Origin of the sequence: Pseudomonas californiensis (assembly GCF_021147775.1) — a bacterium.
In the GTDB taxonomy this organism is placed as follows: Bacteria; Pseudomonadota; Gammaproteobacteria; order Pseudomonadales; family Pseudomonadaceae; genus Aquipseudomonas; species Aquipseudomonas californiensis.
In genome coordinates, this window is sequence record NZ_JAGTPK010000003.1 from 198,653 (window position 1) to 219,006 (window position 20,354).

The 20,354-nt window shown below is 60.5% G+C and carries 21 protein-coding genes and 2 pseudogenes; 12 read left to right on the forward strand and 11 right to left on the reverse strand.

Translation table 11 applies throughout. The features are described from left to right. Nucleotides 1–158 precede the first annotated feature (158 nt). Complete coding sequence (locus tag KDX37_RS04555; RefSeq protein WP_231651486.1) at nucleotides 159–854, forward strand: heavy metal response regulator transcription factor; 696 nt, start codon at nucleotides 159–161, stop codon at nucleotides 852–854. Then, nucleotides 827–2,221 (forward strand): heavy metal sensor histidine kinase, encoded by a 1,395-nt coding sequence (locus tag KDX37_RS04560; protein ID WP_231651487.1) that lies wholly within the window; start codon nucleotides 827–829, stop codon nucleotides 2,219–2,221. The genes KDX37_RS04555 and KDX37_RS04560 overlap by 28 nt, the downstream gene beginning before the upstream one ends. Nucleotides 2,222–2,254: 33 nt before the next feature. Here KDX37_RS04560 and KDX37_RS04565 read toward each other — a convergent pair whose 3' ends face one another. Next, nucleotides 2,255–2,923, reverse strand: coding sequence for a polysaccharide lyase family 7 protein (locus KDX37_RS04565; protein ID WP_231651488.1), 669 nt, complete (start codon nucleotides 2,921–2,923; stop codon nucleotides 2,255–2,257). Nucleotides 2,924–3,465: 542 nt separating this feature from the next. On the opposite strand from KDX37_RS04565, the gene KDX37_RS04570 reads away from it, so the two are divergent. The 7 genes from KDX37_RS04570 to KDX37_RS04600 all read left to right on the forward strand — a co-directional run bounded on the left by KDX37_RS04570 (nucleotide 3,466) and on the right by KDX37_RS04600 (nucleotide 10,585). Beyond that, nucleotides 3,466–3,918: a MarR family winged helix-turn-helix transcriptional regulator gene (locus KDX37_RS04570; protein WP_231651489.1), complete on the forward strand. Its 453-nt coding sequence runs from the start codon at nucleotides 3,466–3,468 to the stop codon at nucleotides 3,916–3,918. Continuing rightward, nucleotides 3,915–6,002 carry an FUSC family protein gene (locus tag KDX37_RS04575; RefSeq protein WP_231651490.1) on the forward strand — a complete coding sequence of 696 codons (2,088 nt, stop codon included), beginning with the start codon at nucleotides 3,915–3,917 and terminating at the stop codon, nucleotides 6,000–6,002. Before KDX37_RS04570 ends, KDX37_RS04575 begins: the two co-directional genes overlap by 4 nt. Beyond that, nucleotides 5,999–6,208, forward strand: a complete 210-nt coding sequence (locus KDX37_RS04580) for a DUF1656 domain-containing protein (protein WP_231651491.1) — start codon at nucleotides 5,999–6,001, stop codon at nucleotides 6,206–6,208. The genes KDX37_RS04575 and KDX37_RS04580 overlap by 4 nt, the downstream gene beginning before the upstream one ends. Next, on the forward strand, nucleotides 6,205–7,089 hold the full coding sequence (locus tag KDX37_RS04585; RefSeq protein WP_231651492.1) for an efflux RND transporter periplasmic adaptor subunit: 885 nt from the start codon (nucleotides 6,205–6,207) through the stop codon (nucleotides 7,087–7,089). The genes KDX37_RS04580 and KDX37_RS04585 overlap by 4 nt, the downstream gene beginning before the upstream one ends. Further along, nucleotides 7,086–8,510 carry an efflux transporter outer membrane subunit gene (locus tag KDX37_RS04590; RefSeq protein ID WP_231651493.1) on the forward strand — a complete coding sequence of 475 codons (1,425 nt, stop codon included), beginning with the start codon at nucleotides 7,086–7,088 and terminating at the stop codon, nucleotides 8,508–8,510. Before KDX37_RS04585 ends, KDX37_RS04590 begins: the two co-directional genes overlap by 4 nt. A gap of 139 nt (nucleotides 8,511–8,649) precedes the next feature. Further along, a complete protein-coding gene (locus KDX37_RS04595; RefSeq protein WP_231651494.1) occupies nucleotides 8,650–9,483 on the forward strand; it encodes an ion transporter in 834 nt (277 codons plus the stop codon). A 103-nt stretch (nucleotides 9,484–9,586) separates the two neighbouring features. Next, a complete protein-coding gene (locus KDX37_RS04600; protein WP_231651495.1) occupies nucleotides 9,587–10,585 on the forward strand; it encodes a sulfate ABC transporter substrate-binding protein in 999 nt (332 codons plus the stop codon). A gap of 81 nt (nucleotides 10,586–10,666) precedes the next feature. Here the strand turns inward: KDX37_RS04600 and KDX37_RS04605 are convergent, their stop codons facing one another. The 10 genes from KDX37_RS04605 to ccmA all read right to left on the reverse strand — a co-directional run bounded on the left by KDX37_RS04605 (nucleotide 10,667) and on the right by ccmA (nucleotide 18,080). Continuing rightward, nucleotides 10,667–11,071, reverse strand: coding sequence for a hypothetical protein (locus tag KDX37_RS04605; RefSeq protein WP_231651496.1), 405 nt, complete (start codon nucleotides 11,069–11,071; stop codon nucleotides 10,667–10,669). A 10-nt stretch (nucleotides 11,072–11,081) separates the two neighbouring features. Continuing rightward, nucleotides 11,082–12,266: a c-type cytochrome biogenesis protein CcmI gene (ccmI, locus tag KDX37_RS04610; protein WP_231651497.1), complete on the reverse strand. Its 1,185-nt coding sequence runs from the start codon at nucleotides 12,264–12,266 to the stop codon at nucleotides 11,082–11,084. Continuing rightward, complete coding sequence (locus KDX37_RS04615; RefSeq protein WP_231651498.1) at nucleotides 12,263–12,745, reverse strand: cytochrome c-type biogenesis protein; 483 nt, start codon at nucleotides 12,743–12,745, stop codon at nucleotides 12,263–12,265. The genes ccmI and KDX37_RS04615 overlap by 4 nt, the downstream gene beginning before the upstream one ends. Next, on the reverse strand, nucleotides 12,742–13,278 hold the full coding sequence (locus KDX37_RS04620) for a DsbE family thiol:disulfide interchange protein (protein ID WP_231651499.1): 537 nt from the start codon (nucleotides 13,276–13,278) through the stop codon (nucleotides 12,742–12,744). The genes KDX37_RS04615 and KDX37_RS04620 overlap by 4 nt, the downstream gene beginning before the upstream one ends. Continuing rightward, nucleotides 13,275–15,248, reverse strand: a complete 1,974-nt coding sequence (locus tag KDX37_RS04625) for a heme lyase CcmF/NrfE family subunit (RefSeq protein ID WP_231651500.1) — start codon at nucleotides 15,246–15,248, stop codon at nucleotides 13,275–13,277. The genes KDX37_RS04620 and KDX37_RS04625 overlap by 4 nt, the downstream gene beginning before the upstream one ends. A 3-nt stretch (nucleotides 15,249–15,251) precedes the next feature. Further along, the gene (ccmE, locus tag KDX37_RS04630; RefSeq protein WP_231651501.1) at nucleotides 15,252–15,719 is read right to left on the reverse strand and encodes a cytochrome c maturation protein CcmE; all 468 of its coding nucleotides are present in this window, start codon (nucleotides 15,717–15,719) and stop codon (nucleotides 15,252–15,254) included. Then, nucleotides 15,716–15,859, reverse strand: a complete 144-nt coding sequence (ccmD, locus tag KDX37_RS04635) for a heme exporter protein CcmD (RefSeq protein WP_264759145.1) — start codon at nucleotides 15,857–15,859, stop codon at nucleotides 15,716–15,718. The genes ccmE and ccmD overlap by 4 nt, the downstream gene beginning before the upstream one ends. Before the next feature lie 29 nt (nucleotides 15,860–15,888). Continuing rightward, entirely contained in the window at nucleotides 15,889–16,692 is an 804-nt protein-coding gene (locus tag KDX37_RS04640; RefSeq protein WP_231651503.1) for a heme ABC transporter permease, read from the reverse strand. 78 nt (nucleotides 16,693–16,770) lie between these two features. Further along, nucleotides 16,771–17,439, reverse strand: a complete 669-nt coding sequence (gene ccmB, locus KDX37_RS04645; RefSeq protein ID WP_406641510.1) for a heme exporter protein CcmB — start codon at nucleotides 17,437–17,439, stop codon at nucleotides 16,771–16,773. Beyond that, complete coding sequence (gene ccmA, locus KDX37_RS04650; RefSeq protein WP_231651505.1) at nucleotides 17,439–18,080, reverse strand: cytochrome c biogenesis heme-transporting ATPase CcmA; 642 nt, start codon at nucleotides 18,078–18,080, stop codon at nucleotides 17,439–17,441. Before ccmA ends, ccmB begins: the two co-directional genes overlap by 1 nt. A gap of 188 nt (nucleotides 18,081–18,268) precedes the next feature. Between ccmA and KDX37_RS29675 the strand changes: the two are divergent. The 3 genes and pseudogenes from KDX37_RS29675 to KDX37_RS04660 form a co-directional block, all read left to right on the forward strand. Continuing rightward, nucleotides 18,269–18,700 (forward strand): annotated as a pseudogene (locus KDX37_RS29675) (flagellar hook-length control protein FliK); the annotation flags it as partial. A gap of 132 nt (nucleotides 18,701–18,832) precedes the next feature. Continuing rightward, nucleotides 18,833–20,011: pseudogene (gene fliK / locus KDX37_RS04655) on the forward strand (flagellar hook-length control protein FliK); the annotation flags it as partial. Continuing rightward, a complete protein-coding gene (locus KDX37_RS04660) occupies nucleotides 20,011–20,343 on the forward strand; it encodes an EscU/YscU/HrcU family type III secretion system export apparatus switch protein (protein ID WP_231651507.1) in 333 nt (110 codons plus the stop codon). The pseudogene fliK and the gene KDX37_RS04660, both read left to right, overlap by 1 nt. Nucleotides 20,344–20,354: the final 11 nt, after the last annotated feature.

Genomic DNA, 20,354 nt, shown 5'->3' on the forward strand with positions numbered 1-20,354 from the left:
CCTTGGCAGGTGAGTTCTGGGACACATGTTTGCATCGCTACCGGCACCGCAAAATGACCGCGCAATGACATTTTTGTCATTCGCCGGACACCTTCCCGGCAACTGGTTAGACTTTGGCATCGGCGCATAGGCGCCTGCAGAGCGTAGCGGACGTAACGATGCATATCCTGCTGATTGAAGACGATACCAAGACCGGGGAGTACCTGAAGAAGGGCCTGGGCGAGTCCGGCTATAAAGTCGACTGGACCCAGCACGGTGCTGATGGCCTGCACCTGGCGCTGGAAAACCGTTACGACCTGATTGTGCTCGATGTGATGCTGCCCGGCATCGATGGCTGGCAGATCATTGAAGTCCTGCGCGCCCGACAGGATGTACCGGTGCTGTTTCTGACCGCCCGCGACCAGCTTCAGGACCGCATTCGCGGCCTTGAACTGGGTGCCGACGATTATCTGGTCAAACCGTTTTCGTTTACCGAACTGCTGTTGCGCATCCGCACGATTCTGCGACGCGGTGTGGTGCGCGAGGCGGACCATTTTCATCTCGCCGATCTGGAGCTGGACCTGCTGCGTCGCCGGGTCACGCGTCAGCAGCAGGTCATCGTGCTGACCAACAAGGAGTTCGCGCTGCTGCATCTGCTGCTGCGCCGCGAAGGCGACGTGCTGTCACGGGCGCAGATCGCCTCGGAAGTCTGGGACATGAATTTCGACAGCGACACCAACGTGGTCGACGTGGCCATCAAGCGCCTGCGCAGCAAGATCGATCTGCCCTACCCGATCAAACTGATCCATACCGTGCGCGGCATCGGTTATGTGTGCGAGGTGCGGCCATGCAGCCTCGACGCCAACCTTCCCTGACCCTGCGCTCGACGCTGGCCTTTGCACTGGTGGCAATGCTCACCGTCGGCGGCGCAGGCCTGTACCTGTATCAGTCGATCGAGCAGACCGTGATGCAACGCAGCGACCATGCTGTGCTCGCACGTCTGGACCACTTTCGCAAACTGCTGCGTTACGACCTGACCATGGACAACCTCAAGGGCAGTCCTCAGTTGTTCGAGAACATGCTCGACAGCGAGGAAGACATCTTCATCATTGGCGAACCGGGCAAGCCACCGGTGATTTCGGTCAATCCACAGCGCGCGCCACTGCCCGAGCTGCCGACCGTACCGCAGGACCAGCCTTTGCAGGTTGACGACCTGCGCAGCGGCACCAGCCTGCAAGGCGTGCCATTGCGGGCGGCTGCCGTGCAGGTGATGTCGAATGGCGTCGAGGTCCGCTTGCAGGCCGCGCACCTGATGGTCAAGGAAATGGCCATGCTCGCCAGCTTCCGTCAGCATATTTATGGCGCGGTGGTGCTGGCCTTCCTGGTGACCGCCCTGCTCGGCTATGCGCTGTTGCGACGCGGCCTGCGCCCGCTGCGCAAAATGGCCGCGCACGCCGCTGCGATAACACCGGCCAGTCTGCACAGTCGCCTGGACAGCCGCGACACACCGGTAGAACTGCAGCAGTTGAGCGATGCGTTCAATGCCATGCTTGACCGACTGGATGATGGCTATCGTCGCCTCATGCAGTTTTCAGCCGACCTCGCTCATGAGATCCGTACACCCGTGGGCTCGTTGATGGGCCACTGCCAGGTCGCGCTGCGCCAAAACCGTAGCGCGGACGAATATCAGGTGTTGCTGGCGTCCAATCTGGAAGAGCTGGAGCGAATTTCGAGGCTGGTGGAAAGTATCCTGTTTCTGGCGCGGGCCGACGAAGCTCAGGCAGCACTGAAACGCCAATCACTGGATATGAATGAAGAACTGCAGCGGGTGGCGGGTTATTTCGAAGGGCTGGCTGAAGAGCGCAATCTGAATCTGATCCCTAGCGGCGAGGGGATGTTGCTGGCTGATCCGATTTTACTGCGGCGTGCATTAAGCAATCTGGTCGCCAATGCGATTCGCTACGCTGACGAAAGCAGCGAGATATTGATGCGCGTCGTCATCCTTGACGACTGCGTGGGCATTGAAGTGGAAAACCAGGGGCCAACATTGTCGCAGGACAGTCTTGCCCGGCTTTTTGATCGTTTCTACCGTGGCGATGCTTCACGCCATCAACCTTCGGATTCAAACGGCCTGGGTCTGGCAATCGTTGCAGCAATCATGCACCTGCACGGTGGACGGGTTGAAGTGACTCAGCCCCGCCTGGGGCAAATCTGTTTCAGGCTGGTGTTTCCCGCACGGTAATTGCGGTCATCGGTCCACCCCGGTCAGCTCACCTCAGGACTTTTTCTCATGGGCGATGGCCAGCTTGTAAAACGTGGCCGAGCCGCCTTCGGTCGTGTAGCCCGTATTGTCCTGGGTGTAGACACCGGCCTTGAAGTAAAACAGCTTGGTGCTCCACGCCGAGTCAAGCTTGGCAAACCAGACCATATTGAACGCGTTGACCGTCAGATCTCCTGACGGCGTCAGGTTGATGCTGTAATTGAACTGCTGATTGAGCGGCACGCCCTGGGCGATGGTGATCACCTCAATTTCAGCATCGGGAGTCCGACGAAACTTGGCAACAATGTTGCCGGTCTTCAGCTTCTCCTTGTACTGGTACTCGACCTTCAACAAAGGCTCGGTGCTTTGGTAGCAATGAATCTGACCAATCACGATCTTGCCCGATGATGGCACCTGATCGACCTCCAGAGTCGCCCGCAGAAAATTGTCCGCGCTGGAGTATGCCCAGTTGTAAGCCCTGCCATCAGGCGTCGTTTCGCGCAGCTCAGTGCGCGGATACTTGGCGTTTTCAGTCGTAGTGCCGGTGACCGGCGCCCAGAAGAACAGCGTATCTCCGGAACGGAAGTAACCATCACGGTAACCATTCATCAGCTTCGGGGTTTCGATGATGGTTGCAGGTGTCCCAACAGGGACGGACAGATTCCAAGTGGCAAGATCGATCATGGGGTAGCTCGCAAGGTACGCATGCGCACCAACAACAGGATGGCTCTGGAACAGGCGTGCTGGCCTGTTCGGTTCATCAAGGCTATCGGCTGAATCGATTATTTTTTGAAGTGACACGACAACGTCTTAGCGCCAAAAAAATGTCTAAAACAGCGCTTGGCCACTATTTTGCCGCCAAAATCCCCATTGCGGCTTGATGCCACTTCTTGCCTCAACGCAACGGTTTATCAGGACATTGCCCTATCGGTAACGCGTCATTTTTTTGAAGACGTAGTGCAAAAAAAGATGAAAAACCCGTTAAAACACTGACGAGCGGTAGCGAAAAACCTCACAAGAAGGGAACTTTCAGGATTTTTGCTGATGAATATCACCCCCTAACGGTCTCTTTGAGGGGCATTCTTCATCTTGAACGCGCAGGTTTCACGAGAAAGCATCCGTTCGGCCATTTTGGGTTGACTGTAAGAAGTTGTTACAGGATATTAGTTAGCAAGCTATTTATATCCTCACTAACAATGTTGCTCCTAACCAATCCGGGTGACGGCATGTCTACCGCTTCTCTTCACCGGGCGATCAGCAGCGGTCTGGTGGCAGCGTCCCGCCAATGGCGACGTATCTGCCAGACCACGCTGGTGACCTATGGCATTTCCGAAGCCTGTGCGGGGCCTTTGCTGGCCATCGCCCGGCTCGGCGACGGCGTGCATCAGGTCAAAGTCGCACAGGCGGCAGGCATGGAAAGCCCGACACTGGTTCGCTTGCTGGACCAACTCTGCAAAGCCGGAATCGTCTGCCGCACCGAAGACCCCAATGACCGGCGCGCCAAAGCCCTGAGCCTCACCGACAAAGGTCGGGCGCTGGCAGGGTCGATCGAAGCAGAGCTGACCCGCCTGCGCGCCGATGTGCTGAAAGGCCTGGAGCCAGCCGATCTTGACGCTACGTTGCGCGTGTTTCAGGCATTCTCCGACGCTGCGCAGCGCGGCTACGAGGGACAGTCTTGAGCGGTTTCTTCTCCAGCGTGCCGCCCGCCCGCGACTGGTTCTACGGCGTGCGCACCTTTGGCGCGTCGATGCTGGCGCTGTACATCGCCCTGCTGATGGAAATGCCGCGCCCGTACTGGGCGATGGCTACGGTGTATATCGTCTCGAGCCCCTTTGTCGGGCCAACCAGTTCCAAGGCACTGTACCGCGCGGCGGGCACGCTGGCAGGCGCGGCCGCCTCGGTGTTACTGGTGCCGATGTTCGTCCAGACCCCATTGCTGCTGGCAATCGTCGTCGGGCTCTGGACCGGCACGCTGTTATTCCTGTCGCTGCACTTGCGCACTGCAAACAGTTACGCGCTGATGCTGGCGGGTTACACCATGCCACTGATTTCACTGCCGGTGGTCGACAACCCGCAGGCGGTGTTCGAGATCGCCGTGTCACGTACCGAAGAGATTTTCCTGGGCATCATCTGCGCTGCCGTCGTCGGCGCCATGTTCTGGCCCAGACGGCTGGCACCGGTTTTTCAGGCCACCACCGAAAAGTGGTTCGGTGATGCCTCGACGTACAGCGAGCGCTTCATAAGCCGCACCTGCCAGCCCGAAGAAATCGGTGCGCTGCGCAACTCGATGGTCGCCAGCTTCAATTCGCTGGAGATGATGATCGGGCAGTTGAGCCACGAAGGCGCCCGCAAGCAGACGGTACGCAATGCCCATGAGCTACGCGGCCGGATGATTCATCTGCTGCCTGTGATCGATGCTCTGGACGATGCGCTGTGGGCACTGGAAAGACGCACGCCGCAATTGCTTGCCAGCCTCTCGCCGTTGCTGCTGGATACGCGCAACTGGCTGGAAGCCACTGCCAACGGTCCACAGACGGACCAGTGGCAGCAGTTGCACAGCAGGCTGCAGAGCCTGCAACCGGACTCGGCGCAGTTGGACGATCGCGATCAGTTGCTGCTGTCCAACACACTGTTCCGCCTGGGTGAGTGGATTGATCTGTGGCAGGACTGCCGCACGCTGCAATACGCAATCAGGAACGACGATCAGTCGTCGTGGCGCGCGGTTTACCGGCATTGGCGGTTGGGTCGACTGACGCCGTTTCTGGACCGGGGCCTGATGCTTTATTCGGTGGTCTCGACGGTACTGGCGATCATTGTGGCGTCAGTACTGTGGATACTTCTGGGCTGGAAAGACGGCGCCAGCGCTGTCGCACTGGCCGCCGTTTCGTGCAGTTTCTTCGCGGCCATGGACGACCCTGCTCCGCAGATCTATCGGTTTTTCTTCTGGACCATGCTTTCAGTCGTGTTCGCCAGTCTGTACCTGTTCGTGGTGCTGCCGAACCTGCACGATTTTCCAATGCTGGTGCTGGCTTTCGCGGTGCCATTCATCTGTGTTGGCACCCTGACCGTGCAGCCGCGCTTCTTTCTCGGCACGTTGCTGACCATCGTCAACACGTCATCCTTCATCAGCATTCAGAGCGCCTATGATGCCGACTTTCTGAATTTCCTGAACGCCAATCTGGCAGGGCCCATGGGGTTGCTGTTTGCCTTTATATGGACGCTGGTGTTCCGCCCGTTCGGTGTTGAACTGGCAGTCAAACGGCTGACCCGCTTCAGTTGGCGCGACATTGCCAGCCTCAGCGAGGGCTCGACCCTGGCCGAACATCGGCGGATGGGCGTGCAAATGCTGGATCGCCTGATGCAGCAACTGCCCCGCCTGACCCTGACCGCACAGGACACCGGTATCGCTCTGCGTGAGTTGCGCGTGGCGCTGAACATGCTCGATCTGCTGGCCTACACACGACGGGCGACACCGGCGGCTCAGGTGCTGTTGCGACAGGTCATCAATGAAGTGAGCGGTTATTTCCGGCACTGCACCAAAGCGGGCGAACGCCTGCCTGCACCCCGAGGCCTGTTGATGGCGATGGACCGGGCGCGACGCTCCCTGACCGATCAGGCGATGGGCGATGACCCGGCACGGCTGCACTTGCTGCATGCACTCAGTGGCCTGCGCCTGGCGTTGCTGCCGGGCGTGGAGATCGTCAGCGTGGGTGGAGAGCTGACCGAACAACTGCCGCATGGCATTGATGGAGCGCCTCTGTGATCGGTGATCTGGACATCAGTGGGATCTTCGTCCCCACGTTTCTGGCAATGATGGGCATCGCCTATCTGTTGTTTCTAGGGGTGCACGCCGTGCTGACGCGTGCCCACTTCTACCGCCTGGTCTGGCACCGGGCTTTATTCAATGTAGGTCTATACGCTTTGCTGCTCGGCGGCGTGGATACTCTAAGTCGATACCTGATGACATGAAAAAACCGATTCTGACATTGGGCCGTGTGGTCCTGACCCTGCTCGTTGTCGCCCTGGCCACTGCCGTAGTGTGGCGCATGGTGATGTATTACATGTACGCCCCCTGGACGCGTGACGGCCACATTCGCGCCGACATCGTTCAGCTTGCGCCGGACGTCTCCGGATTGATCCAGAAGGTCGAGGTCACCGATAACCAGCCGGTACACAAGGGCCAGGTGTTGTTCACCATCGACCAGGACCGTTTCCGTCTGGCACTGCGCCAGGCTCAGGCCACTGTGTCGGAGCGCCAGGAGACCTGGGAGCAGGCCCGTCGCGAGAACAAGCGCAACCGTGGGTTGGGCAACCTCGTCGCCCGCGAACAACTCGAAGAAAGCCAGTCCCGAGAAGCCCGTGCACTGTCTGCCTTGGGTGAAGCACGCGTGGCAGTAGATGCTGCGCAATTGAACCTGGACCGTTCGGTGATCCGCAGCCCGGTCGACGGCTACCTGAATGACCGCGCGCCTCGCGAACACGAATTCGTCAGCGCCGGTCGCCCGGTGCTGTCAGTGGTCGATGCGGCCTCGTTTCATATCGACGGCTATTTCGAAGAAACCAAGCTCGACGGCATTCACGTCGGCCAGGGCGTGGACATTCGGGTGATCGGTGACAACGCCCGCCTGACCGGGCATGTGGTGAGCATCGTCGCCGGCATTGAAGACCGCGACCGCAGCAGCGGCTCGAACCTGCTGCCCAACGTCAACCCGGCCTTCAGCTGGGTGCGGTTGGCGCAGCGTATTCCGGTGCGCATTGCCTTCGACGAAGTGCCCAAGGATTTCCGAATGATTGCCGGGCGAACGGCGACGGTGTCGATCATTGAAGACAAGCAGGAGGCCGCACGATGAAATGCGCGCCTCGCCTGACGGTGCTGGGTTTCAGCGCTTTGCTCTCGGCTTGTCAGATGGTCGGCCCGAACTACGAGCTGCCCAGGGACGGCGCGATCAATCGCCCGGACTTGCAGGGCGAGCTGGCCGGCCAATCGGGGAATACCGTTTCGGCGCCGGTGCCTGCTCATTGGTGGCGCCTGTATCAAGACCCGAAACTGGATGAGCTGGTGCGCCAGGCGATGGCCTCCAACACCGACCTGCGCATCGCCGCCGCCAACCTGCAACGTTCGCGTTTTCAAGGGGACGAAGCTGAAGCGGCTGGAGGCTTCACCAACAGCGCAAAAGTGGGCGCTCAACGCCTGCAGGAATCAGGCGAAGCGTTTTTGCTGACCGAGAAGGTGCCAGTGGCCAATGTCGGTGACGTGGGCCTGACCACCTCGTATCAGTTCGACCTGTTTGGCACATTGCAACGCGGTATCGAAGCGGCCCAGGCCAATGTCGATGCCAATCAGGCGGCGGTCGATACGGCGCGAATCACGGTGGTGGCCGATGTGGTGCGCGCCTACACCCAGATCTGTGCGGCCAATGAAGAACTCGGCATCGCTCATGAGTCGCTGGATCTGCAGAAGCAGAGCGTGACCTTGAATCAGCGTTTGCGCGATGCGGGCCGTGGCGATGAAACCCAGGTCACCCGTTCCCAGACCCAGTTCAAATCCTTGCGCGCCGAGTTGCCACGTTATGAGGCGCAACGCCAGGCCGCGATGTTTCGCCTGTCGATGCTGCTGGCAAAACCGGTGGAGCAACTGCCTGCCGGGGTCAGCGCCTGCAACGAACTGCAACACATCGCGCAGGTGATGCCGGTAGGCGATGGCGCTGCGCTGCTCAAACGCCGACCGGACGTGCGTCAGGCCGAGCGCCACTTGGCGATGTCTACCGCCGAGATCGGCGTGGCGACGGGCGAGCTTTACCCCGATATCAGCATCGGCGCGACCGTCGGCACGGTCGGCCTGATCGAAAACCTCGGCAAACCGTCGGCCAATCGCTGGGGCTTTGGCCCGCTGCTGAACTGGACCATTCCGTCCAACGGCTCGCGGGCCCGTATTCATCAGGCCGAAGCCTCGGCGCAGTCGGCGCTGGCCCACTTTGACGGCGTGGTGCTCAACGCCATTCGCGAGACCCAGACCGGGCTGGCGCAGTACACCGCCCTGCTCGACCGCCGCGACGCCCTGAAGGACGCCGAGCAGTCGGCAAAAGAGGCCGCCGACCAGACCCACCGTTTTTATCAGGCCGGACGCGCTTCGTTCCTCGCGGACTTGCAGGCCACCCGCGTCTACACCGACGTACGTGCCCAACTGGCCGAGGCCAATACCCAGGTTGCCATGGGCCAGATCAATCTGTTTCTGGCGCTGGGCGGTGGCTGGGAGGAAGACGCGAAATAGCCTGCGTGCAGGGGGCAGCACCGCTGGTGCATCATCTTGTTGGCCCAGGCGTCTGGCTGCTTCCCCGGTTCGGTCGGGATCACTTGCACTGCGCTGCCCATTGCCCCACGCTCAGCCGATCTTTGACTCGGAACGCACCATGGACACCTCACTCAGCCGCCGTCAGCAGCTGCATATCGTTATATTTCAGACAGATACGCCCGCCGGTCGCCGCTTCGACAAGACGTTGCTGGTCCTTATTCTGCTCAGCCTGCTGGTCACCAGCATTGACAGCATCGAGAGCATTCACCGTGACTACTCGACCCTGTTCGCCTACGTCGAATGGGGTTTCACGCTGATTTTCGCTATCGAATACATTCTGCGCCTGTACTGCTCGCCCCGCCCCCTGAAGTACGCATTCAGCTTCTATGGGCTGGTGGACTTGCTGGCAATCGTGCCGGGTGTGCTGTCGATCTATTACAGCGATGCGCAGTATCTGCTGATTGTGCGGATCATCCGCATGCTGCGGATCTTTCGGGTGCTCAAGCTGGGCACGTACCTGCGTCAGGCCAATTACCTGCTGGCGGCGTTGCGCGGCAGCAAGCAGAAGATCATCGTATTTCTGGTGACTGTCTCGACACTGGTCACGGTATTCGGCACCCTGATGTATGTGATTGAAGGCCCGGAGCATGGCTTCACCAGCATCCCCAAGGGTATTTACTGGGCTATCGTGACCCTGACCACCGTTGGTTTCGGCGATATCGTGCCCAAGACACCGGTCGGCCAGATGCTCTCGTCGCTGGTGATGATCATCGGCTACTCGATCATCGCGGTGCCCACCGGTATATTCACCGCCGAGCTGGCCAACGCCATGCGCGGTGAACAGCTGAAGCACGATTGCCCGGTATGCTCGAAGAACTACCATGAGCATGGCGCGGCGTTCTGCTCGCGCTGCGGCAATCAGCTGTTCCCCAAGGTGGCGAACAAGGCATAAGCAAAGACTTTTTTGATCTTTAGCCAGTCTGGGTGTTGCTGCTAGTGTCACGGCATAAAGCCATCAACTTTATAACGACAACTTTAATCTCAAGGACCCTGCAGTGAACAAACTCTTCGCCGCTTCGCTACTGGCCGCAGGCCTGGCGCTCTCCAGCGCCGCCCAGGCCGCGCCAACCTTGCTCAACGTCTCCTATGACGTGATGCGCGACTTCTACAAAGACTACAACAGCGCGTTCCAGAAGCACTGGAAAGCGGAAAAGAACGAAGACGTGACCGTGCAGATGTCCTTCGGCGGGTCGAGCAAGCAGGCGCGATCGGTCATCGACGGGCTGCCGGCTGACGTGATCACCATGAACATGGCCACCGACATCAATGCCCTGGCTGACAACGGCGAACTGGTTCCGAAAGACTGGGTCAGCCGCCTGCCGAACAACAGCGCGCCGTTCACGTCCGCCACCGTGTTCATCGTGCGCAAAGGCAACCCGAAAGCGCTGAAAGACTGGCCAGACCTGATCAAGAGCGGCGTCGAAGTGATTGTGCCCAACCCGAAGACCTCGGGTAACGGTCGCTACACCTATCTGTCTGCATGGGGCTACACCCTGAAGAACGGCGGTGATGAAGCCGCTGCGAAGAAATTCGTCGGCGAACTGTTCCGCCACGTACCGGTGCTGGACACCGGTGGCCGCGGCGCAACCACGACGTTCATGACCAACCAGATCGGTGATGTGCTGGTGACCTTCGAGAACGAAGCCGAGATGATTGCCCGCGAATTCGGCCGTGACCAGTTTGAAGTGGTCTACCCGTCAGTCTCGGCCGAAGCCGAGCCACCGGTCAGCGTGGTCGACAAGGTCGTGGACAGGAAGCAATCCCGCCCACTGGCCGAAGCCTACCTGAAATACCTGTGGTCGCCGGAAGGCCAGGAAATCGCTGCCAACAACTACCTGCGTCCACGTGACCCGCAAATACTCGCCAAATACAAGGATCGCTTCCCGAAAGTCGACTTCCTGTCGGTCGAAAAAACCTTCGGTGACTGGCGCACTGTGCAGAAGACCCACTTCATCGACGGTGGCGTGTTCGACCAGATCTACCCTGGCAAATAACACCCGCACTGCCTGCCACCTGCAAAACGGCGACCCGAGGGTCGCCGTTTTGCGTTTCAAGCCGTTGCGGTTCGACGCTGATCAATGACCGAACTGACGGCCCAGCCCTGCGGGTACGCCGCTGGCATCGGTGGCCTGCCAGGGACCGTCCGGCTGGGTGGCCCAGCTCCAGCCGTTGTTCCACTGGTAGTAGGTACGCTGGCGATAGAAGGTATTGTTCTGGTCGTCCATCACGTAGACACCCAGGCGTGCATCCCAGTGGCTGTTACCGCCCGGCGGCGGCGCGAAACTGGCTGACGTTTTCGGCCCGGCAGCGGGTATCTTGGACGGCTTATTGGGGGCTGGCGTAGTACGCGGAGCGCCAGGCTGCTGGGTGCCAGGCAAGGTCTGGATCGGTTCCTGGCTTCTGGGCGCTGGCGGCTGGACCGCACAGGCGCTCAAACCCATGACCAGACCCAACAAGGTGACGCGTGCGGTGCGGTACATAGCGAATTCTCTAGTTATCTGGACTGTCAATGGTCAATGCCTGCTGCGCCCCGGTATCGCTGGCCAGCGGCTGGCTGCGGCCCACCCATTCTCCGGTGGTCGGCTGCCCTGCGCGAGACACCCGCGCCACCAGTTGGACTTGCGCAAACTTCGACAGTTTCAGTTGCGGCATCATTGCGTCGGAATCGCTCAGTTCGATGTCGGCGGGCAACTCGGCGACGGTGATGCGCTTGACCGCCAGCGGCGCGGCTGGCCCATCAACGGCGCGAGCGAAGATGAAAACGCTGTCCTGAGGACGGACCCGGCCACGCAGCCCGGGGTCAAGATCGACCCTCACACGCAGCGCCGGTTTGACGGGAGCAGGCCCACCGCTCGCGGCCAGTTGCTCACGGGCGTGGGCGATGCCGCCTTCCAGTGCCGAACGCGAGGCATCCTGCGCAGGCAAGGCAGCCAATAGCCGGGTCCAGTAATCGACCGCAGCCTGATAGCGTTTCGTCTCGAACGCGGCAATGCCGAGCAGACCGAGGCTGGTGACTTCTATGGGATCGGCCTTGAGCGCTTCATCCGTCAAGGTTTGTACCTGAGCGGTGAAGTGCTTGCCACTGGCAAAGTACACCGCCTGCGCCCACTGCCCGAGCAGTTCCGGTTGCCGACCCGCCAGGGCAACTGCACGCTCGAACATCGCCGCTGCGTCAGCCGGACGGTTCTGCGCCATGTAGCTGCGTGCCAGAAAGTACAGGTTCTCGGTCGAGTCCGGTTGGGCCTGCACACTGCGCTCCAGGCGCTGGGTCATGTCGGCGAGCGAGGCCGGTGGCTGTGCGAATTCACGGCTCAGTTCCACACGGTCGCTGGCTCCAAGATGCAAGTACACCGCCATGCCCAACACCGGCACCAGTACGGCGGCCAGCACCAGTGCCGGCTTGCCGAGTCGCGCTGCGCGAACCTGATCAGCACCTTCGGTGTCGGCCAGCAGTTCCCGTGCCGCCTCGGCGCGTCCGCTCTGCAGTTGCACTGCAGAGAGTACGCCCTCCTCCTGCTGGCCCTGCAATTCGGCAAGGCGCTCCTGATACAGCGCCACGTTCAGGGCGGTGCGGTCCTCTTCACGCTGCGCCTGCTGACCGCGCAGTACGGGGATGAGCAGAAAACTCAGAGCAACCAACAGCAACAACCCGGTAGCCATCCAGAAATCGATCATTTTCGGCTCTCATCCAGCAGATCGGCGAGGCGCTGTTGCTCATCGTCGCTCAAGGCCGAGCCCTGCCCGGAACGCCCGCTGCGACGCCGCGTCACAATCACGCCAATTACCACAACGCCGCCCAGCAACAGAGCGGCAGGGCCAAACCATAACAGCCCGTTACGGACGCTGAACGTCGGCTTGTACAGAACAAAATCGCCATAGCGGTCGACCATGAAATCAATGATCTGCTGATTGCTCTGCCCTTCGCCCAGCCTGCGGTAGATTTCCTTGCGCAGGTCAGCCGCAATCGGCGCATTGGAGTCGGCGATGTCCTGATTCTGGCATTTGGGGCAGCGCAGCTCTTTGGTCAGCTCGCTGTAGCGGGCTCGCTCCGCATCGTCACGAAACGTGTACGCATCGATGGCGGCGCGGGCGATGCCGGTGAAGGCCAACCAAAGGCTCAGAATCAGCAACGCTGCATGGGTCCTGCGGTTCATGGCCTCGCCTCGTCAACCAGCCCCTGATACAGCGCGGCGAGCTGTTCTCGCCAGACCGTATCGTCGATGACGCCGACGTACTTGTGACGGATGATGCCCTGACGGTCTATCAGAAAGGTTTCCGGCGCGCCGTACACACCCAGATTGAGGCCCAGCGAACCCTCTGCATCACGAATATTCAGTTGATAAGGGTCGTGAAATTCCTTCAACCATTTGAGTGCATCGGCGTTCACGTCCTTGTAATTGATCCCATAGATCAACACGCCCTGCTGCGCCAGACGGTTCAGCACCGGGTGCTCCACACGACAGGCCACACACCAGGTGCCCCAGACGTTGACCAGTGCAGGCTTGCCAAGCAGATCGGCGCGACTGAGGACTCGCTCACCCTGCACTGCAGGCAATGAAAATTCCGGGAAGGGTTTGCCGATCAGCGCCGAAGGCAGCTCTGCGGGGTCCAGGTACAGGCCCCGGTAAAGCAATGCCGCCACGCCCAGAAAGAGCACCAGCGGCAATACCATGACCCAGCGCTTCATACGGTTGCCCCCGACAGGCCCAGCGTGTCGCGCACCTTGCTGCTGACTTTCAGCCGATAACGTCGGTCCAGAGCCGCAAGCACGCCCCCCAGACCGGTCAGCAGCCCCCCGAGCCAGATCCAGCGCACGAACGGTTTGACATGGACCCGCACCGCCCAGGCACCATCACCCAACGGCTCACCCAACGCGACGTACAAATCGCGACTGAAGCCCGCATCAATGCCGGCCTCGGTCATCATCGACTGCTGCACGGTATAAAAACGTTTTTCCGGGTGCAGCTCAGTGAGCTGTTCGCCGTTGCGCAACACACGAAGGGTGCCGCGATCCGAGGTGAAGTTCGGGCCTTCACGGTGCCGGGCACCCTCGAACACAAACACATAACCGCCCAGTTCGGTGGACTCGCCAGGCGCCATGCGCAGGTCACGTTCGGCGCTGTTCTGGCTCGACAACACCACGCCCAGCGCGCACACCGCGATGCCGAGATGGGCCAGTTGCATGCCCCAATAGCTGCGCGGCAAACCACGCGCGCCGGCAAGCAGACCCTTGTGGCGAGTCTTGTCTCGCAGGTCACGAACTCCGGCCAACAGCACCCAGGCCGCCAGCATGAACGTCGCCAGCACCGCCCACTGAAAATCGTCCATGACCATGGCGGCTATTACCGCCAGTACCGCACTGCCAACCAGCACAGGGGCCAGCATGCCCAGCAGCCATTTCAACGGAGTGTCCTTCCAGCGCACCAGCACGCCAACCGCCATCACCATCATGAGCAAGGCCATCAGCGGCACGAACAGCGTATTGAAATACGGCGGGCCCACCGACATCTTGGCGCCACTCGTGGCATCGATCACCAGTGGATACAGCGTGCCGAGCAGAATCATCGACGCGGCAACCACCAGCACCAGGTTATTGCCCAACAGCAGCGTTTCCCGTGACCACAGGCCAAATCCGACATGGCTTTTGACCACCGGTGCACGGATCGCAAACAGCGTCAGCGAACCGCCCACCACGATCAACAGAAACATCAGGATGAACACCCCGCGTTCGGGATCAGAGGCAAACGCATGCACGGATGTCAGTACGCCCGAGCGAACCAGGAACGTACCCAGCAAGCTCAGAGAGAACGCGGCAATCGCCAGCAACACTGTCCAGCTCTTGAACACACCGCGTTTTTCGGTAACGGCCAGCGAATGAATCAGCGCGGTGCCTACCAGCCAGGGCATGAACGAGGCATTTTCGACCGGGTCCCAGAACCACCAGCCGCCCCAACCCAGTTCGTAATACGCCCACCAGGAACCCAGCGTGATACCAATGCCGAGAAACGCCCAGGCTACCAGCGTCCAGGGGCGCGACCAGCGCGCCCACGCCGCATCCAGACGCCCGCCCAACAATGCGGCGATGGCAAAGGCGAAAGCCACGGAGAAACCGACGTAGCCCATGTACAACATCGGCGGGTGCACGATCAGGCCTATGTCCTGCAACAGCGGATTGAGGTCGCGGCCGTTGGCAGGCATTTGCGGCAGCAGGCGGGTGAACGGATTGGAAGTAAAGATCAGAAACGACAGAAAGCCGAGGCTGATCATGCCCATCACCGCAAGCACCCTTGCCAGCATCACCTGCGGCAACTGCCGGGAAAACACCGACACGGCGAAAGTCCAGCCGCCCAGAATCAACGCCCAGAGCAACAACGAACCCTCGTGCGCCCCCCAGACGGCGCTGAACTTGTAATACCAGGGCAACGCGGTATTGGAGTTTTGCGCGACATAGGCGACAGAAAAATCATCGACCATGAACGCATAAGTCAGGCAACCGAAGGCAAATATCAGAAAGCTGAACTGGCCCCAGGCGGCAGGACGAGCCAGGCTCATCCACAGGCGATCACCGCGCCAGGCGCCGATGAGTGGCACAACGGCCTGCACCAGGGCAAAGCCCAGCGCCAGAATCATGGCCAGATGGCCGAGCTCGGGAATCATCGATCAGCCCTGTTTCGCAGGTAGGGAAGACGCCGCAGGCGCGGCCTGACCGCTTTCGCGCAGCGCCTTGGTCACTTCAGGTGGCATGTATTTCTCGTCATGTTTGGCCAGGACTTCGTCAGCCACCACCACGCCCTGGGCGTTGAGTTTGCCCAACGCCACGATGCCCTGCCCTTCACGGAACAGGTCCGGCAGAATGCCGCGGTAGGTAATCGTCACAGACCGGTTGAAATCGGTCACCACGAAACGCACGTCCAGTGAATCGGCAGAACGCTGCAACGAGCCCTTTTCCACCATGCCACCGGCACGGATGCGTGTATTGAGGGGTGCCTCGCCATTGGCGATCTGACTTGGGGTGTAGAACAGATTGATGTTTTCCTTCAACGCGCTGAGGGCCAGTGTCACAGCCAGGCCAACACCGGCGAGAACCGCCACGATGAGCAACAGACGTTTTTTACGCAGTGGATTCACGGACGGTGCTCCCGACGCAGACGACGCGCCTCTTGCTGCAGGAAACGCCGACGCGCAAGAACGGGCAGCACCACATTGAGAACCAGGACGAACAGACAGATGCCATACGCCGACCACACATAGAGGCCGTGCCGCCCCATCGCCAGAAAATCAGCCCATGTGTCGAAACTCACGGCGTGCGCTCCGAGGGAACCGTGGCATGGCCAAGGCTGCGCAGCAGTTCGGCCTTTGCCCAACTGTTTCTGGACTCGCGCCGAAGCACTTCAAGGCGCATGCGCATCAGCAATACTGCACCGAAAAAGCAATAGAAGCCCAACGTAGTCAGCAGCAAAGGCAGCCACATCTCGGCAGGCATGGCCGGTTTTTCCATCAGGCTGAACGTGGCGCCCTGATGCAGGGTGTTCCACCATTCGACCGAATACTTGATGATCGGGATATTCACCACACCGACAATGGCCAACACTGCGCAGGCCTTGGCTGCGCTGTCACGGTTGCTGATGGCGCTGCCGAGCGCGATCAGGCCCAGGTACAGAAACAGCAGAATCAACATGGAAGTCAGGCGGGCATCCCAGACCCACCAGGCGCCCCATGTCGGTTTGCCCCAGATCGCGCCAGTCAATAACGCCAGCGCTGTCATCCATGCCCCGATGGGGGCGGCGCACTGCAGCGCGACGTCAGCCAGCTTGATCCTCCAGACCAGCCCGACCACACCGCACAGTGCGAGCATCACGTAGCAGAACTGCGCCAGCAATGCCGCAGGCACATGAATGTAGATGATGCGAAAGCTGTTGCCTTGCTGGTAGTCCGGCGGCGCAAACGCCAGCCCCCACACCGCACCAGACCCGATCAGCAACGCGGCGGCAACGCTCAGCCAGGGCAGCAGACGCGTACTGATGCCATAGAAGACTTTGGGGGAGCCGAGCCGGTGCAGCCAGGCCCAGCCAATGCCGCTTTTCATCACGTTACCTTTCATCGCTGCCTGTTCATCGGTACATATCCATCACTGCATCCAGGGCTGACCGAGCGCCGGATGAACGGGTCGGAACCACGATTATTCGCCGACACTGATTTTCAGGCCAGCCGCGATTGCAAAGGGTGTCAGGGTAACCGCCAGTGCCGTGAGGCTACTCAGCCATAACAGATAACCGGTCGACGGCATGCCTTGCAAAGCGGCCTGCAACGCACCGCTGCCCAAAATCAGCACAGGGATATACAGCGGCAGAATCAATAGCGCCAGCAGCAGACCGCCCCGCTTCAAACCGACCGTCAGCGCGGCTCCGACTGCACCCAACAGGCTCAGCACCGGCGTACCCAGCAGCAGCGACAGTATCAGCACCGGGACACAGTGCGCTGGCAGTCCCAGCATCAATGCAAGGAACGGCGCCAGCACGACCAGCGCCAGCCCGGAAAACATCCAGTGTGCCAGTACTTTGGTCAGTACCAGAAGCGCCAGAGGGTGCGGCGAAAGGACCCACTGCTCAAGCGAGCCATCCTCAAAATCACTACGAAACAGCCCGTCCAGCGAGAGCAGAACCGATAATAGTGCCGCCACCCAGAGCAGTCCCGGCGACAAGCTTTGCAACAATTGCGTGTCCGGGCCCACCGCCAGCGGAAACAAGGCAACCACCACGGCGAAAAACACCAGCGGGTTAATCAGCTCGGCGGGACGACGTACGAGAAGCCGGGCTTCACGGCGCAACAACAGGGCGATGACCTTGATCACGCTGAATGCTGCCCCAGCTCAAGAGTTCGATAACCTGAAGGTTTGTGGACCAACTGATGATGGGACGTCAGGACCACAGCACCGCCACGCTCACAGTGCTCGGCCAGTCGCTGCTCAAGTTGGGTAACGCCCTGACTGTCGAGCGCGGTAAACGGTTCGTCCAGCAGCCACAGCAATGGCCCCGGCAGGTACAGGCGCGCAAGTGCAACGCGGCGCAGCTGTCCGGCAGACAGCGTGTGGCAAGGTACGTCCTCGAAACCTGCCAGACCGACCGTATCGAGTGCCTGCCAGATCTGGGCGGTGCCTGCAGATTGATGCAGTGCACACAGCCACGCCAGGTTCTCGACAGGGGTCAGCACGTCCTTCAACCCGGCCGCATGACCGATCCACAGCAGCTCGCCCGCGAGCCCCGCACGCTGGCGACCCAGCGCCAGCGCGCCGAGCAACACTTCGCCCGCGGTTGCCTGCATCAAACCGCACAGCAGCCGCAGCAGGCTGGTCTTGCCGCTACCGTTGGGCCCGCCGACGTGCAGCATGTCGCCAGCGCGAACGTGCAGGTCGAGATGCTCGAACAGCATTCGCCCATCCCGCTCGCACGCCAGCGCGGTTGCCTGCAAAGATGGAATGGGAGGATTCATCGAGCGCTTCCAGTATCGCAATGTCTTGAAATGCGTCGAAAAAGACACAAACTGAGAAAATGGCTGTTCAAGTCAGGATTGGAGCGGCCGTTACATGAAAAGAACTTAATAGCGGCGAGGCTCTGGTCGGCCGGTATTATACATGCCCGTCCTGCCATCCAAGGGGCAATTTCCTCAGGTCGAATTCAATGACAGGCGATATCACCAGCGTTCCCGCGACCGTCCCGACGACGGCGCTGATACGCGCGGGCATTTCTCAGGCGCAGGTCCTGACCTTGCTGAACTCGGCCAATAACCTGATCCCCGAAGGACAGACTGCCGAAGCCGAGGTGCTGACTCTCAAGCAGGTCAATCAGAACTTTCAGCTGTTGCTCAAACTGATTCTCAGCAACGGCACCCAGGCCAATGTACCGGTCAGCAGCGCTGTGCCCTTCACACCTGGCAGCCTGCTGCAAGTGTCGCAATCGTCGGCCGACGAGTTGACGCTGACCCTGCAACAGCTCAACAGCGCGCTGAAAAACTCGCTGACCAGCCTGGACACCCGACAACTGCCGGTCGGAACGCTGCTGCAAGCCAAGGTCATGACCAGTCAGATCGTCGCCCAGAACATCAGTCAGCTGGCTGCCGCTATCCCTAGTGCTTCGCCGGGTACCGCCGCAAATGCCAGCGCAGGGCCGGGTGCTGGGGTCAACGCAGGTGCGAACGGAGGTGCAGGTGCAGGTGCAGGTGCAGGTGCAGGTGCGGGTGCGGGTGCGGGTGCGGGTGCAGCAGCTGCGCCGGTCATCTACCGCTCAATCGTGATGCTCCTCAATACTGCCCTGGCAGGGTCGAGCCTGACGATCGAAAGCCCGCAACCATTGCCGGTAAACAGCTTGCTCAGTGCACAGGTCAAGAGCACTCAGGCGCTCAATTTCGTGGCGCTGCCCAGCCGCTTCGATCAATTGGCCGTAACGCAGCAACTGACCACTCAGCAAAGCCGCCAGGGCTCGCTCGAAAACCTGTTCACCGCGCTGCAGAACCTGCCAGGCAACAGCCCGGCGATCAGCGCGCCCTTGCAGGCCAGCATCAATCAGTTATTGAGCAACATTCCCGATATCGAGGAGATGACCACACCCAAAACCGTTGCCCAGGCGTTAAGCGCCAGCGGCGTGTTTATGGAGTCCAAGCTGTTGGCTGGTCTGAACCCTGCGCAAATGCCAGACATGAAAGCCAATCTGATGCGTCTGATTGCGCAGATCCTGCCTGGCTTGCCGGACAACACGTCCTACAGCTCGGCGGCCGCATCCAACACGCTCATACGCGCGATGCCCAACGCGATTCGCAATGCGCTGGGAACGCTCGGGCTGGTTGCTGCTCGCACCCAACCGACCAGTTTTCCGCTGCCTTCACGCACGGTCGGTGGCGGCGAAAAAGAGGATGATCTGGAAATCCTGTTGAAGCTCGCCGCTGCAGCGGTTTCCCGCGTGCAAAGTCATCAATTGGGCGGGTTGGAACAGACTCGCACCAACGCCGATGGCACCCAGGTCACCACCTGGCAGTTGGAGGTGCCGATGCGCAACGCCCACGATATCGTGCCGTTGCAGGTCAAAGTACAGCGTGAAGACAAGCCGGAGCAGGACGACACAGAAGACAACGGCGATATCGAGGTCAAGGAAACCCGGGAAAAGCTCTGGAAGATCGACCTGGCGTTTGACATGGAACCCTTGGGGCCTTTGCAAGTACATGCCCAATTGCTGCGCGGTACGTTGTCCAGTCAGTTGTGGGCAGAACGCCCGGCCAGTGCTGCGATGATCGATCAGGAACTCGGCCACTTGCGGGATCGGCTGGTTGTCTGTGGTCTGGCAGTCGGCGAACTGACCTGCAGCCATGGCACACCGCCCCAAGGCCCGCGTACCGCCCTTGAACAACGCTGGATTGACGAGAACGCCTGATGACCCAACCCGATCACGTCCCACGCCAGGCCATTGCGCTCACCTACGACGGCCAACAGGCCCCCACCCTGAGCGCCAAGGGTGACGACCAGTTGGCAGAAGCCATTCTGGCCATCGCGCAAGAATACGAAGTGCCTATCTACGAGAACGCCGAACTGGTCAAACTGCTGGCTCGCCTGGAACTGGGCGACAGCATCCCGGAGCCGCTGTACCGCACGATCGCCGAAATCATCGCGTTCGCCTGGCACCTGAAAGGCAAGTTCCCCGTCGGGCAGGACCCGGATGCGCCGCCAGTCGAACGGGACATCACACCGGGTCGCCAGAGCAACTGACACGTGTGTTG